This window comes from Argonema galeatum A003/A1 (assembly GCF_023333595.1).
In the GTDB taxonomy this organism is placed as follows: Bacteria; Cyanobacteriota; Cyanobacteriia; order Cyanobacteriales; family Aerosakkonemataceae; genus Argonema; species Argonema galeatum.
The window spans coordinates 1-14170 of record NZ_JAIQZM010000031.1 but is presented as its reverse complement, the minus strand read 5'-3'; the positions used below and the strand labels follow the sequence as shown (position 1 = coordinate 14170).

General features: G+C 43.8%; 11 protein-coding genes. 7 read left to right on the top strand and 4 right to left on the bottom strand.

What is annotated here, in order from left to right; all coding sequences use genetic code 11:
* The first annotated feature begins 1 nt into the window (after position 1).
* Together fabZ and lpxA are read left to right on the top strand one after the other, a co-directional pair.
* Positions 2-484, top strand: coding sequence for a 3-hydroxyacyl-ACP dehydratase FabZ (gene fabZ, locus LAY41_RS24585; protein ID WP_249103855.1), 483 nt, complete (start codon positions 2-4; stop codon positions 482-484).
* 146 nt (positions 485-630) lie between these two features.
* Positions 631-1443, top strand: a complete 813-nt coding sequence (lpxA, locus tag LAY41_RS24580) for an acyl-ACP--UDP-N-acetylglucosamine O-acyltransferase (protein ID WP_249103853.1) — start codon at positions 631-633, stop codon at positions 1441-1443.
* Here lpxA and LAY41_RS24575 read toward each other — a convergent pair.
* The gene (locus tag LAY41_RS24575) at positions 1333-1929 is read right to left on the bottom strand and encodes a DUF4114 domain-containing protein (protein ID WP_249103852.1); all 597 of its coding nucleotides are present in this window, start codon (positions 1927-1929) and stop codon (positions 1333-1335) included. The two genes, lpxA and LAY41_RS24575, sit on opposite strands and share 111 nt — an antisense overlap.
* A gap of 530 nt (positions 1930-2459) precedes the next feature.
* On the opposite strand from LAY41_RS24575, the gene ligA reads away from it, so the two are divergent.
* Positions 2460-4496, top strand: coding sequence for an NAD-dependent DNA ligase LigA (gene ligA / locus LAY41_RS24570; RefSeq protein WP_249103850.1), 2037 nt, complete (start codon positions 2460-2462; stop codon positions 4494-4496).
* 83 nt (positions 4497-4579) lie between these two features.
* Here ligA and LAY41_RS24565 read toward each other — a convergent pair whose 3' ends face one another.
* Positions 4580-4984 (bottom strand): CU044_2847 family protein, encoded by a 405-nt coding sequence (locus tag LAY41_RS24565; RefSeq protein WP_249103849.1) that lies wholly within the window; start codon positions 4982-4984, stop codon positions 4580-4582.
* A gap of 288 nt (positions 4985-5272) precedes the next feature.
* Between LAY41_RS24565 and LAY41_RS24560 the strand changes: the two genes are divergently transcribed.
* The 4 genes from LAY41_RS24560 (at position 5273) to LAY41_RS24545 (ending at position 11597) form a co-directional block, all read left to right on the top strand.
* Positions 5273-8353 carry an nSTAND1 domain-containing NTPase gene (locus LAY41_RS24560; RefSeq protein ID WP_249103847.1) on the top strand — a complete coding sequence of 1027 codons (3081 nt, stop codon included), beginning with the start codon at positions 5273-5275 and terminating at the stop codon, positions 8351-8353.
* Positions 8354-8722: 369 nt separating this feature from the next.
* The gene (locus LAY41_RS24555; protein WP_249103845.1) at positions 8723-9181 is read left to right on the top strand and encodes a hypothetical protein; all 459 of its coding nucleotides are present in this window, start codon (positions 8723-8725) and stop codon (positions 9179-9181) included.
* A 197-nt stretch (positions 9182-9378) separates the two neighbouring features.
* Entirely contained in the window at positions 9379-10302 is a 924-nt protein-coding gene (locus LAY41_RS24550) for an RpnC/YadD family protein (protein WP_249103843.1), read from the top strand.
* Between the two features lie 371 nt (positions 10303-10673).
* Positions 10674-11597 carry a DMT family transporter gene (locus LAY41_RS24545; protein ID WP_249103840.1) on the top strand — a complete coding sequence of 308 codons (924 nt, stop codon included), beginning with the start codon at positions 10674-10676 and terminating at the stop codon, positions 11595-11597.
* Positions 11598-11777: 180 nt separating this feature from the next.
* Here the strand turns inward: LAY41_RS24545 and LAY41_RS24540 are convergent, their stop codons facing one another.
* Positions 11778-13466: a serine/threonine-protein kinase gene (locus tag LAY41_RS24540; RefSeq protein WP_249103838.1), complete on the bottom strand. Its 1689-nt coding sequence runs from the start codon at positions 13464-13466 to the stop codon at positions 11778-11780.
* A 161-nt stretch (positions 13467-13627) separates the two neighbouring features.
* Positions 13628-14170 (bottom strand): RNA-guided endonuclease InsQ/TnpB family protein (locus tag LAY41_RS24535; protein WP_249103836.1); only part of this gene is annotated, 543 nt, incomplete at its 5' end.

The following is a 14170-nucleotide window of genomic DNA, read 5'->3' as shown; positions in this document are numbered from 1 at the left end:
TATGTCCACACTGATTGACGTAAACCCATCTGACTCTGCGACATCTACCAAAACGGTTTTTACAATTGAAGAAATTCAGAAACTCCTGCCTCACCGTTATCCTTTTTTACTGGTAGACCGGATTATTGAATATGTACCGGGGCAAAAGGCAGTCGGCATTAAAAATGTCAGTGTCAACGAACCCTATTTCCAAGGCCACTTTCCCGGACGCCCCATCATGCCGGGAGTGCTGATCGTCGAAGCTATGGCTCAAGTGGGTGGTATAGTTTTGACTCAGCTACCCGATATTGAAAGCGGTCTGTTTTTGTTTGCTGGCATTGATGGAGTCCGTTTCCGGCGTCCTGTAGTACCGGGCGATCGGCTGGTGATGACCGTGGAACTACTCTGTGTCAAGCGGCGTCGCTTCGGTAAAATGCAGGCTCGTGCGGAAGTAGATGGCCAACTGGCTAGCGAAGGCGAACTGATGTTTTCTCTTGTTGATTAAACCTGGTAATAGGTAAGTTCGTGTTCTGGCAAGAATCTGACAACTGACTAATCAAGAGAGGCAAGGAAAAATTGCTAAAGTTTTCAAATTGAAGATTGCAGATTGATGTTCAATTCTAAAATCTAAAATCTAAAATCTAAAATTCCATGCCTACCCTTATTCATCCCACTGCTGTAATTCATCCCAATGCCGAACTGCACCCGACTGTTAAGGTCGGTGCTTATGCGGTAATTGGGGATAAAGTAAAAGTTGGCGCTCAAACTGTCATAGGCGCTCACGCGGTGCTGGAGGGGCAAACAGAAATTGGTGAAGAGAATCAAATTTTCCCAGGCGCAGCTATTGGCTTGGAACCTCAAGACCTTAAGTATGATGGTTCTCCTACCTGGGTTAAAATCGGCAATGGAAACAAGATTCGCGAGTATGTGACGATCAATCGCGCTACTGATGCCGGTGAGGCAACGCAAATTGGTAATAACAATTTGTTGATGGCTTATGTCCATGTCGCTCATAATTGTGCGATCGAAGATTCTGTCGTGATTGCCAATTCTGTCTCTTTGGCCGGTCACGTCCATATTGAATCTAAGGCTGTGATTGGTGGAGTCTTGGGTATCCATCAATTTGTTCGGATTGGCCGGATGGCTATGGTAGGCGGGATGAGTCGCATCGATCGCGATGTGCCACCGTATATGCTAGTTGAGGGAAATCCATCGCGGGTGCGAAGTCTCAACCTTGTCGGCCTAAAACGTGCAGGTATCGCTGCTGATGAACTGGCATACCTCAAAAAAGCTTTCCGCATTCTCTATCGCTCTGCATTTACTCTCAATCAAGCTCTAGAACAACTAGACTTGCTACCCGATCATCCAGATTTGCAGCACTTGCGCCGCTTCCTGCAATTGTCCCAACTCCCAGGCCGTCGTGGCCCCATTTCCGGCAAGCGTCATTCTTTGAGTGGGGAATAGCCTTTGGGTAAGTTTTGGATTTTTAATCAAAATTCGGATGATTTCCTGATTTTGGTATTTCTTTTTGGCTGTACCCAAAGAAAATACCGGACTCGCTCCGTTGCCGGTGGCGGATAGATAATTGTATATATATTGGATGGTATTATTGGGAACCAACATCAACCCAAATTGGTCGCCGGGATTCATGGTGACGGTTTTGATGCCGGAGTAAGTACCTCTGTTCGAGTCGCCATCCCTTGGGATGTTGGCTTTGAATCTAGCGCCAACAGCGATATCGTCGATGACAATATGACCCAAATTGCTTTCGGTTAAAATGCGACGGGCGGCTTCTTGGATAAAGGCAGTGGAACCAGCGCTATACTGTTCTATGCCTTGAAGGTTAAAAATTGCTAATTGTCCTTGATATCCACCGCCGTCAAGTAGATAATCGAAATTGAGTGTTCCTGTAGAACCTACTGTAAATACTCTGGCATCAAAACCGCTCATAAGTTACCTTTGGATGTACCCTGTTAAAAATTGGTTGCCACTATCAAACAACCGAGGTAAGGTATTGGTTATGCTAAGCAAGATGTATGGATAGATATGGAAACTTAAGCTGTTTCTTTACGGCTCGGTATCAGTTGTTAATGATAAAAAAAGTTTAAACTTGTTATTTTATTTTTCAATAAGTTAGATTTACGGAAATTATGTAAAGATTACGTAAAGCTAATGAGAGGGTTTCCGTGGGTACGCATATAAAAAATTTGATTTGGGTCAGGGCGCGAGCCGGTTGATTTAAGCGAAAATACGGATGTTTGATGACTAATGGTGTCTGCTATCTAAGGACAGATGTTCGAGCGGTCTGAAATACTGTCAGTACACTGACAGTATTTACTTCAGGACTTACGCATAGGCCCCCCTAACCCCCCAAATCTGGGGGGGACAAGACTTCTTCTCCCCCAGATTTGGGGGCACAGGGGGCGATTGCGTAAGTTTTAGCTAGTTAAAATAGGAAAGGTTGAAAGGGGATAAATTCTGTGTCACAGGTAACGCCTGAAGTGAAGCAGCGAATTGAGCAATTGAGGCAAAAGCTCCAGGAAGCAAGCTATGCCTACTATGTCCTCGATAATCCAATTATGGAGGACACAATTTACGATCGCCTCTACCGGGAACTGCAAGAACTAGAAACCCAATATCCGTATCTGATATCGCCAGATAGCCTGACTCAGCGCGTGGGAGAACGCCCTGCAACCCAATTTTCCTCGGTAAAGCATAATATTCCGCTCTACAGCCTGGAAAATGCTTTCAATATTGATGAATTTGCAACTTGGCAAGAGCGTTGGCGCAGGCTAAAACCGAACATCGATTCTTTTGAATACGTCTGCGAACTGAAAATCGACGGTTCTGCTTTAGCGATAACCTACGAAAATGGCGTACTGCTGAGGGGTGCAACTAGAGGCGACGGCGTTACCGGGGAAGAGATTACCCAGAATGTGCGGACAATTCGTTCCATCCCCCTGCGATTGAACTTAGAAAATCCTCCACCCCGCCTAGAAGTGCGCGGAGAAGCGTTTTTAGCCTTAGATGTGTTTGCACAAATCAATCGAGAACGAGAACAAGCAGGCGAACAATTATTTGCCAATCCCCGCAATGCAGCAGCTGGCACATTGCGGCAATTAGATTCTCGCATTGTGGCAAAACGACGGCTCGATTTCTTTGCTTACACGCTGCATATTCCCGGTAGGGATGATGTCGATGTCGCCCAAACTCAGTGGGATTCGTTAGAATTGCTGCAAAAAATGGGTTTCCGTGTGAATCCGAATCGAAAAGTCTGTCGTTCTTTGCAAGAAGTTCGGGAATATTACGAATATTGGGATACTGAACGGCTGAATTTACCTTACATGACGGATGGCGTTGTGGTAAAGCTGAATTCCCTCCAACTTCAGGAACAGCTCGGTTTTACCCAAAAGTTCCCCCGTTGGGCAGTGGCGCTGAAATACGCCGCCGAGGAAGCGCCGACTCGCGTGGAAGCCATCAGTGTTAATGTGGGAAGGACGGGGGCGCTGACGCCACTGGCAGAACTTACGCCGGTGCAGTTGGCGGGAACGACGGTTTCGCGGGCTACCCTGCACAATATTGATTATGTGCGATCGCTCGATATCCGCGTTGGCGATACCGTAATTATCCACAAAGCTGGCGAAATTATCCCGGAAGTCCTGCGCGTACTCCCCGAACTTCGCCCATCCGGTACAAAACCCTTTGAAATGCCGACTTGTTGCCCCGTCTGCAATCAGCCGGTGGTAAAGTTGCAAAGTGAGGCGGTGACGCGCTGCGTAAATGCTTCTTGCCCAGCCATACTAAAAGGAGCGTTAGTTCACTGGGCAAGTCGGGATGCGCTGGATATTAACGGTTTGGGGGAAAAACTGGTGCAGCAGATGGTGGATAAAGCTGTAGTGCAATCTGTTGCGGATTTGTACGATTTAACCACAGAAAAGATGATGTCCTTGGAAAGGATGGGGAAGAAGTTAGCTGAGAAACTTGTGAATGCGATCGATCGATCGAAAACCCAACCTTGGTCTAGAGTACTCTACGGTTTGGGAATTCGCCACGTTGGCAGCGTCAACGCCCAAACTTTAACACAAAAATTTACCACAGTTGAACAATTGGCTCAAGCGTCGGCAGCATCTATTGAAGGAGTTTATGGCATCGGGCCAGAAATTGCTCAATCTGTATATCAGTGGTTCCGAGTTCCCGCCAATCAAACTTTAATTCAACGACTAGAAACTGCTGCTTTGCAACTTGCTAGTCAAGAAGCACCCCTTTCATCCCCCTCGTCAACCGGGGGGAAAGTTAGCGGCAAAACTTTTGTAATTACCGGAACTTTGCCAACTCTGAAGCGAGATGAAGCAAAAGAACTAATTCAAAAGGCTGGTGGGAAAGTAACAAATTCCGTAAGTTCCAAAACCGATTACTTAGTTGTTGGTGAAGAAGCTGGTTCCAAACTACAAAAAGCTGAAGAGTTAGCAATCACCCGATTGTCGGAAGCCGAACTTTTGGAAATGTTGGAAAATTGAACTACGTTGGCGAAGCCTGCGCCTTTCCAAATGTATAACCACAGATGAACACAGATGGATGAAGGATACTAAGGAATTTGCTCTCAATCATCATCTGAGTCGGAACTAACAGATGTTTCGCTTTTCCTAAAATCACACTCGACTTTGATTTTTAGGTTGCTTTCGGCTGTACCTTTGGTAATATAAGGAATACCCATTTCACCGCCAATTTTAATGCCGAATTCAAGGGTAACTTTGGTAATGTTGCCTGTGGTAACTGCTTTGAAAGCGCTTAAAGTATGATTGGTATAAGTGCGAATGGTGCTTTCGATCGCTTGAAAGTTTTGCATCATTCTAGCTTGTTGATCTGTGACACCACCCCTGGCAGTTCGTCCGCGTTCTTCTGATTCGTTTCCTTGGGTATTGATGTTAGAAGTATCGACATCTTCTGTCGCTTCAATATAGATAATTGTTCCGTCTTCTAACTCAATTGGTGTTAGTTTATCCATAATTTAAGCAATTTTTAATTAAATTCTTAGGTATGTTGTACCTACTTGATTTATTATATAGCTAATTAAGGACTTACGCAAAGCCCCTATGCGTAGGGTGCGTTAGCGCTAGCGTAACGCACCATCTACCATATTTAGTGTACCTGCGTAAGTCCTGTAATTATAGCTAGGGGCTAGGGGCTAGGGGCTAGGGACTAGGGTCAGAAGGGTTTAGAGTCAAGGGTTTCAGGAATTCGGAATGTCCTAACCGCCTTGGCGGTTGCTATATAAGAAAAATATACCAAAAGTATGAGCCGAGATGCTTTGGTGGTAGGGATTAATAGTTACGATCGCCTAAATCCGCTCAACGCACCAGCGGCGGATGCAGAGTCGATCGCGCAACTGCTGACCAATTTTGGCGATTTTCGCGTCCGCAGGCTACCGGAGGCCGTCAAAGACGGTACTGTTACCGTAGGGAAGAAAACTAAAGTCTCCGTTGGCGAACTGGAAGATGCGCTGATCCAGCTATTTAATCCTGAAGGCAAGAATATCCCAGAAACGGCTTTGTTGTACTTTTCGGGACATGGACTGCGGAAAGTTAAAGGGGGAATGCAAGAAGGATTTTTAGCTACTAGCGAGGTTAACCCCAATTTAGGATTTTATGGCTTATCGCTGCAATGGTTAAGGCGATTATTGCAGGAAAGTCCGGTAAAACAGCAGATAATTTGGCTAGATTGCTGTCATAGCGGGGAATTGCTCAATTTTGAGGAAGGAGATCCGGGGGATAGGGGGAAGGGACGCGATCGCTGTTTTATCGCCGCCTCCCGCGAATTTGAGGTAGCTTATGAAGAGATAAGCGGAAATCATGGCGTACTCACCTCTACATTATTGCAAGGACTTGACCCCACCCAGCATCTAGAAGGAGTAATAACAAACTACACGCTGGTAGATTTTATCAATTCTTCCTTGAAAACTGCCACCCAGAAACCGATTTTTGCTAATTCTGGCGGTAAGATTATCCTGACAGGTAAACAACAAGAAATTACCCAGACAGTTGAGGGTGGGATTTGCCCTTATAAAGGTTTATCTTATTTTGATTGTAATGAAGAAGATCCCAAATATTTTTATGGTCGAACCGCATTAACTGACGAATTATTAGATAAAGTAAGAGAAGGTAATTTTATCGCAATATTAGGAGCATCGGGAAGCGGTAAATCTTCCGTTGTGAGAGCGGGATTATTGCATCAATTAAAGTTAGGTCAGAGATTATCGGGAAGCGATAGTTGGAAAATTTATATTTTCCGACCGGGTGAACATCCGCTGAAGAGTTTAGCGGCAGTATTTGTAGAACCGGAATTATCGACAATTGAACGCGCCTCACAGTTACAAAAAGCTGAAGAATTGATCGGGTTAGGTGCTGTTGGGTTAAAGCGTTTGGTTGCAGCAGCTAACAGTCGGGTGGTGTTGCTGGTAGATCAATTTGAGGAAATTTTTACTGTTTGTAAGGATAACACGGAACGGCAACAATTTTTGGAGTGTTTGTTGGGAGAAGATCCCCCCTTACCCCCCTTAAGAAGGGGGGATGAACAACTGGGAGATCCCCCCTTACCCCCCTTAAGAAAGGGGGATGAACAAGATGAAATATCGCCTCTCCCACTCTCCAAATTATCCATAATTCTGACTATGCGTGCTGATTTCTTTGGCAAATGTGCAGAACAGGAATATGCAGGATTAGCTAAAAAGATCCAGGAAAATTTGATAACGGTAACGCCGATGACGGCGGAGGAATTAGAACAAGCAATTACTGAACCTGCGAAACAAGTTGGTTTGGAAGTGGAACGGGAATTAGTAACGCTTATGCTTGCGGATGTAGAAGGTTCTCCCGGTAGTTTGCCGCTATTGCAATATACGCTAACGGAACTTTGGCAGCGACGAACGATGAATCGATTGGTGCTATCTACTTATACTAAATTGGGTGGATTGAAGGGAACGCTGCAAAAACGCGCTGATGAAATTTATGAATCTTTTTCCGATGAGGAAAAGTTGGCAGCAAAGCGGATTTTTTTGGAACTGACGCAACTGGGAGAAGGAACGGAAGATACGCGCCGACAAGTGCGAATTGCAGATTTAGTCGCCCCCCCCGACCCCCCCAAATCTGGGGGCGAAGAAAAACGAGTGTCGGGTCTTGTCCCCCCCAGGATTGGGGGGTTAGGGGGGCGACCACCCAGGATTGGGGGGTTAGGGGGGCAATTATCAAACAACTTAATACAGCAGACAATTCAGAAATTAGCGGATGCTAAGTTAATTGTCACCAGTACTTTAATTGCCAAAGGTTCAAATTCAGCACAAGTAGCAGTAGTAGATGTAGCGCACGAAAGTTTGATTCGCTATTGGCCAAAATTGCGGCAGTGGTTGAATGAAAACAGGGAGACGCTGAGACAAAAACGGACTATAGAAGCAGCAGCGCAAGAGTGGGAAGAGAAGGGAAAAGGGGCTGATTATTTACTACAAGGTTTAAGACTGGCGGAAGCTGAGAATTTTTTGGGGCAGTCAAATCATACAGTTTCTTTGACAGCGGTGGCGCGAGAGTTTGTGGCCAAAAGTATTCAGCGACAACGTAATAACCGTCGCCGCACTATTGGGATAGTGGCGGGAGTGATGGCTTTGCTGACTGGTTTTGGTGGTTTTGCAGCGGTTAATTGGTCAACAGCAGAAAAGGGAAAGGCAAATGCACAAGGTATTGTGCTGAATTTATCTTCACAAAAGTTGTTTCCTTTGGGGTTAGAGTTTGATGCTTTGATAGAAGCTATAAAAGCAGGGAAACTTGTGAAGAAAGGAGGAGAAGAAGCAGATACCAAAATGCAGGTTATACCTTCGTTAGCGCAGCTAGTGCATGATGTAAAAAACTACAACAATTTGGTGGGGGATAGCGATTGGGTATTTAGCGTCAGTTTCAGCCCCGATGGTCAAACTATCGCTTCTGGTAGTAGGGACAACACCATCAAACTCTGGAGTCGAGAGGGTAAGGAATTAGCGACCCTCAAAGGGCATAGCCGTGAGGTAATTAGCGTCAGTTTCAGCCCCGATGGTCAAACTATCGCTTCTGGTAGTAATGACAACACCATCAAACTCTGGAGTCGAGACGGTAAGGAATTAGCGACCCTCAAAGGGCATAGCAGTGCGGTAAGTAGCGTCAGTTTCAGCCCCGATGGTAAAACTCTCGCTTCTGGTAGTTATGACAAGACAATAATCCTATGGAATTTCGATTTAGATAATTTGCTAGGGCGCAGTTGCAATTGGTTGCGCGACTATCTGAAAAACCCGAATAATGGTATGACTGAAAATGATGAACGTCGCCGCGTTTGTGATGGGATAGGGACGAATAGTTAGGGGGAATTGCACAGATTTGAATATTCGGAAATCGGGCTTTTTGGCTGTAGGAATTGAGAAACCGGGTTTCTTTGGTGGTGCGAAAGGGTGTAGGGACACGGCATAAATAAGATTATTGGCTAGGAAAATAATTTTGTAGATGCCGTGTCCCTACGTAAGAAAAAGTGCGATCGGATTTTTGGGATTTTTCGTCAGCCGAATAACCCGCCTGGGAATCAATTCCCAGGCTAATAGCGAAAGTCGGTTAAAACCGACTAATAAAACAGTTTTTCTTCAGTCCGTTTTAACGGACTTTCGCTATTAGACCGGGAATTGATTCCCGGTCGGGCTTGTCGGGATAACATCTACAAACCTCTAGGTAATTAAATTATGCGGATTCGTTGTATTGCTAATACCGGAGCATTTCTGAGCGAAACCTACCTAGACCCTGCTGTAGGTCGTAGCAAAGAGACTGAATTTCAACTAACAATTGGTAAAGAATATACTGTTTATACTCTCTATCAATGGCAGGGAAGCATTTGGTACTATATTTGCGATGATGGATATACTTATTATCCACAGCAAAATCCCGCGCCGTTGTTTGAGGTTATTGACAATCGTTTATCTTCATATTGGAGGTTTAAGGTTTATCCAACTGGTCTGTTAAAGTTGGCTTTTGATGAATGGCTATCAGACCAGTATTTTTATGATAAACTAACAGATGGGGAAGAAACAGAAATTTTAATTTTTGAGAAATTGAAAGAACTTATAGATGCAGAAGCTTTATCGCCTGCACCAATATCTTCAATTATTGAATCTGCTGTTTTGATAGGGAATATTTCAGGATAGAAAATATTTGGATAATGGGAGGTGCGAGCGGCTCCAAATTCAGAAACCCGGTTTTTCAGAAAAACCGGGTTTCTTTGACATAAGCGATCGCTTCATGCTATTATTAAAATTCACCTAATCAAATTAGGTAAATCCTTTCTATCCTTTGCTCTCCCACCCCCACACCTGGCAATCTAAAATCTAAAATCTAAAATCGCATGACTCGCTTTCCCCACGACCAATTTGCTAAAGACTACCTAAAAGAATTATTAACCCGATTAGGACAAGTAGAAACCAGCCGCAATGTCGCCGGAGAAGTGCGAGAAATCGATGTATGGTTTACCCCATCATCCACACCAAGCACCGAAGCTCAAACCTTGGGATTATTAGGTAGATTTGCCACATCTCCCGCCATATTTGAACCATTCCGCAACGCCGTCACGGTTAGTCAAGTTCGCAGTTGCATAAGTAAATTATTTGACGTTTACGCCGATTTAGAACGTCAGGTAAAACGGTTAAATAATCGCATCAATGAAACTGAATTACCAAACTTATGGATTCTTACTCCCACCGCATCACCACTTTTAATCGATACCTTTAGAGGAATACCAGACGAAGCAAACTGGCTACCAGGAATTTATTTTTTAGCCGAAGGTTTGAAAACAGCCATTGTAGCCATTCACCAGTTACCCCGCACTCCAGAAACACTTTGGCTGAGAATTTTGGGGAAGGGAACAGTGCAGAAACAAGCGATTAACGAATTAACCGCACTGGCAGAGGATAATCCCTTGCGAATAAATGCGCTAGAGTTATTATATAGCCTGCGCGTTACCTTAGAAGCAAATCAAAATTTAGATTCAGAAGATAGGGAGTTAATTATGGAATTATCACCACTTTATTTAGAAAGGTTGGATGCAGCAGTCCAATCAGGTGTGGAACAAGGTATTGAAAGAGGAATTCAAAGAGGAATTCAGCAAGGAGAACGTCTAGTTATAGAAAATATGCTGCGCGTTCGCTTTGGTGTTTTGGATGAGGAACTGAGGTCAATTATCGAACCGTTGTTAGAATTACCACCAGAAGAATTTACCCGATTGCTGATGCAATTATCGCGAGATGAATTGTTAGATAGGTTTGGAGGATAAAATTGGTGCGATCGCATTTTTGGGATTTTTCGTCAGTCGAATAAACCGCCTGGGAATCAATTCCCGGTCGGGCTTGTCGGGATGTCTGGCTGAGGGCGACAACATTATTATTAGCTGTATTTCCATCTGTAGGGACACGGCATTAATAATATTATTGGCTAGGAGAGTAATTTTGTAGATGCCGTGTCCCTACGTAAGAAAAAGTGCGATTGTCAAACCATCTGAACAATATGATGCGGTAATGGAGTATCGCGAAATTATCCGTCGATCGCAACAACAATAATTAGCGGCAATGCTCAATTTTATTTAGATTGGGGATTAGCAATCAATCCAAACTCTAAAATCTAAAATCTAAAATCTAAAATACCATAATGCAACTTCATCAAAGTTCTGGTAGATGGCGTTTAGGATTAGCGCTATCTCTTCTAACAGTTTTCCTCTGGGGAATTCTACCCATTGCGCTGGTGGTAACGCTGCAAGAGATCGATGTCTACACTGTGACTTGGTTTCGCTTTTTGGTGGCTTTTGTTTTGCTCGGTTTGTATTTAGCAGGAAGGCAGCAATTACCACCAGTAGAAAAACTGCGATCGCTCCCCCTGAAATTGCTAGGTATTGCCATTGTCTATTTAGCGATTAACTACTTGCTTTTCCTGCAAGGATTGGCATACACTTCGCCATCTCACGCCGAAGTTTTAATTCAGCTTGCTCCCGTTTCAATGGGTTTAGGAGGCGTATTTGTTTTCAAGGAACGTTACACCCTACGCCAATGGATAGGCTTAGGTATTTTGACTTTAGGATTGGTTCTTTTCTTCAACGAACAATTACGAGCTTTCATTACAGAACCAACAAAATATCTCTTGGGTAGTGGTATGGTGTTAGTGGCAGGAGTGACGTGGGCTATTTATGCTTTGGCTCAAAAGCAATTGCTGCAAAAATTGCCTTCTTCTAATATCATGTTGCTGATTTATGGCAGTTGTGCATTATTGTTTAGTCCTGTTGCTACACCCCAACAGTTATTAACTCTCAATCCCTTACATTTGGGAATGCTGCTTTTTTGTGCTTTGAATACTGTATTCGCTTACGGTGCTTTTGCTGAATCTTTGGAACACTGGGAAGCATCAAAAGTAAGTGCAGTTTTGGCTTTAGCGCCCCTTGTAACTTTGGTGGGAATGTGGGGCGTGTCGTTTTTTCTACCTACTTTGGTTGCACCGGAACGCCTCACACTTTTGGCAGTGTTTGGGGCGATTTTGGTGGTATCTGGATCGATGGCGATCGCACTTGGCAAAAGTCGGTAACTGAACTCCCAGAAACCCGGTTTCTTGGAGAAACCGGGTTTCTAAAGGCCGATGTCCAATAGACTTCTCCTTTCAAAGAATGTAGAGACGTTGCATGCAACGTCTCTACAAGGGTTCAAGGGTTAGCACCTTTAATTTCTGGAGATGTCCAATGACTAATGTCCAATGACCATTGACAAACTAAGGCTTAATCAGATATCGCTCAGATTTTCGATAGTTATCAACCAAAGTCTTATTCTGCAAATGCAGCCGCATAATAACAGCAGCTAACGGTAAACCCGTTCCTGCCAAAGCCAGCATCACAAATGGATTCAATAATCCATCTATAAATTCCGTTCCCAAACTCATCCCTAACCCTGCTGTGAGGATAGAAATTATTGCAGCCAATTCTAATGGAAACTTCCTTTCCAGATGATTTTTGACCACAACTCCCCCCAACGCAGCAATTATTAACCCCAGAAAAAATCCCACGATCACATCAACATCAGATCCCATTACAGGCAGAAACCCAACTATAGCTGCCAGACCGCCTATCATGCCTATTATCCTCTTCAATAAAGATGTGGCAGAAAATGCCGCCGCCCCTCCTGCCACACTACCAACTCCCAGCCCAAGGATTAATATTAACCAGTTAGCTGCCCCATCTTTACCGAGCAATGCCGCACCAGCAAGACCGCCAAATGAAGCAATTACAAACAGCAAAGCTAGGGAAATAAGCGGCAGTTTGAGAATAGCCAGGGGAGCAGTTTTTACTTTAATAACTAAAGAATGGTTTGTCGGGAAAGAATTGGTTTGCAATATTATTTGACGTTCATAAGTTTTATCAGCGATCAATTTGCTAGTATCAACCGTAATTTTGCACTCAGTCCTGTTACTTTGAAATTTGGAGGGATTAAAACTTATCCAAGCATGAGATCCAGTCGGATGACGCGGATCGCCGCTTGAGGGTGCGACTGACCAATTACCTTGCAACACAGCATCCATATTCGAGTTACTAACGTTGAAAGTTTGAGTCAGTTTTTCACCCAATTTAGTAGCTGTAAATTCCAGGTTAGATGAAATAAATTTAACTTCTGGTATGCAGATAGCATCAATTGGCTTGAGTGCTTTTAATGCAGCAGATGCTTTAGTGTAACGGTTGACTAATGATGGCTCAACCATTTTTTCTATCCACTCTATCCACCGCAAGCTAATTTGATAAACTAAATTCTGAAAATTAATCTTTCCCTTGTTATCAATTAACTTATTAATTTCTGTGGATTGGGTTTTAGTCAGCAAAGAAATCAGCGTTGCGCCTAGACTATATAAATCGATAGCTTCTGTAACTTGGCGATTATCTTGCTGTTCGGGAGCCAGAAAACCTGTACCAGATCCTATTTTAGTTAAGCCAAAATCTATCAAATAAACATTTAGTTGCTCATCAAATAAGATATTTTCTGGTTTAATATTTCCATGAATTACAGGTGGATTTTGCTGGTGTAAATACACCAAAATCTCTAAAACAGAAACTGCTATGCGCTTGATTTCATCAGGTTCAAAACTGCGCGGATCGGCTAATGATTTCGCCTCTTTGTATTCCTGCACCAGACAAAAACCATCGGCTGTCTGAAATGAATCTAAATAACGCGGGATGCCGGGATGATTTAGACCGCGCAGCAGTTTAATTTGTTGCTGATAAACCTGGTTGTCAGACGCTTTCAAGTCAGATTTACCGAACAAAAACCGCTTCAGGATAACTGGCTGATTAGTAGCATTATCCTTCCCCAGATAGGTGACTATATTACCTTCGCTATTTCGCCCTAGTTCTCGGCTGGGCTGATAGCGGCTGCGGGAGGGGCGGGGACCCGAAGAGTCTGGCGAGTTGTTCATGGGATTAAGTATCCGAAGTGGAACTATAGAGGCTAGTGGTGCTGGCTGTTAAATTTTATAATTCCCAAAAAAGCAGCTTTTGCGATCGGCCCTCTATTTACCTCTATGTAAGACTACCCTCTACGTACCTCTAAGTAAGACTACTTGACATCCTCCCGACGCTAATTCGGAGTACCAAATATAGCGCGGGACTCCAAAGATTGCTCTTTGGGCTTCCTCTTTCCACGAGTCGGCTTACTTAATTGAGTTGACCCAACTAAACAGAGGTCGTTCTCTCTAGAGGCGTTAATTCCCGTCTGCCCGACGGTATTTTCTAACATTTTATTTAAGATGGATAGCGCAATATTTAGAATATTAATAGCCGCGTTCCAATCTCGATCTTGAATATGCCCACAATGATGGCATTGATGAGTTCTAGTACTTAAAGTTTTCTTAACTACCGTACCGCAATTAGAACAATCCTGCGATGTATAGTTCGGAGGAACAGCTACAACTGGTACTCCAAATACCTGACCGAAATATTCAAGCCATTGTCTAAACATCGACCAAGAAGCATCACTAATTGATTTAGCTAAATGATGATTCTTTACCATGTTTTTTACCTGTAAGTCTTCAATGGCTACCAAATCACTAGACTGGATTACGCACCTTGCTAATTTTATAACAAAGTCTTTACGCTGCCTTTCAACTTTTAGGTGTTTCCT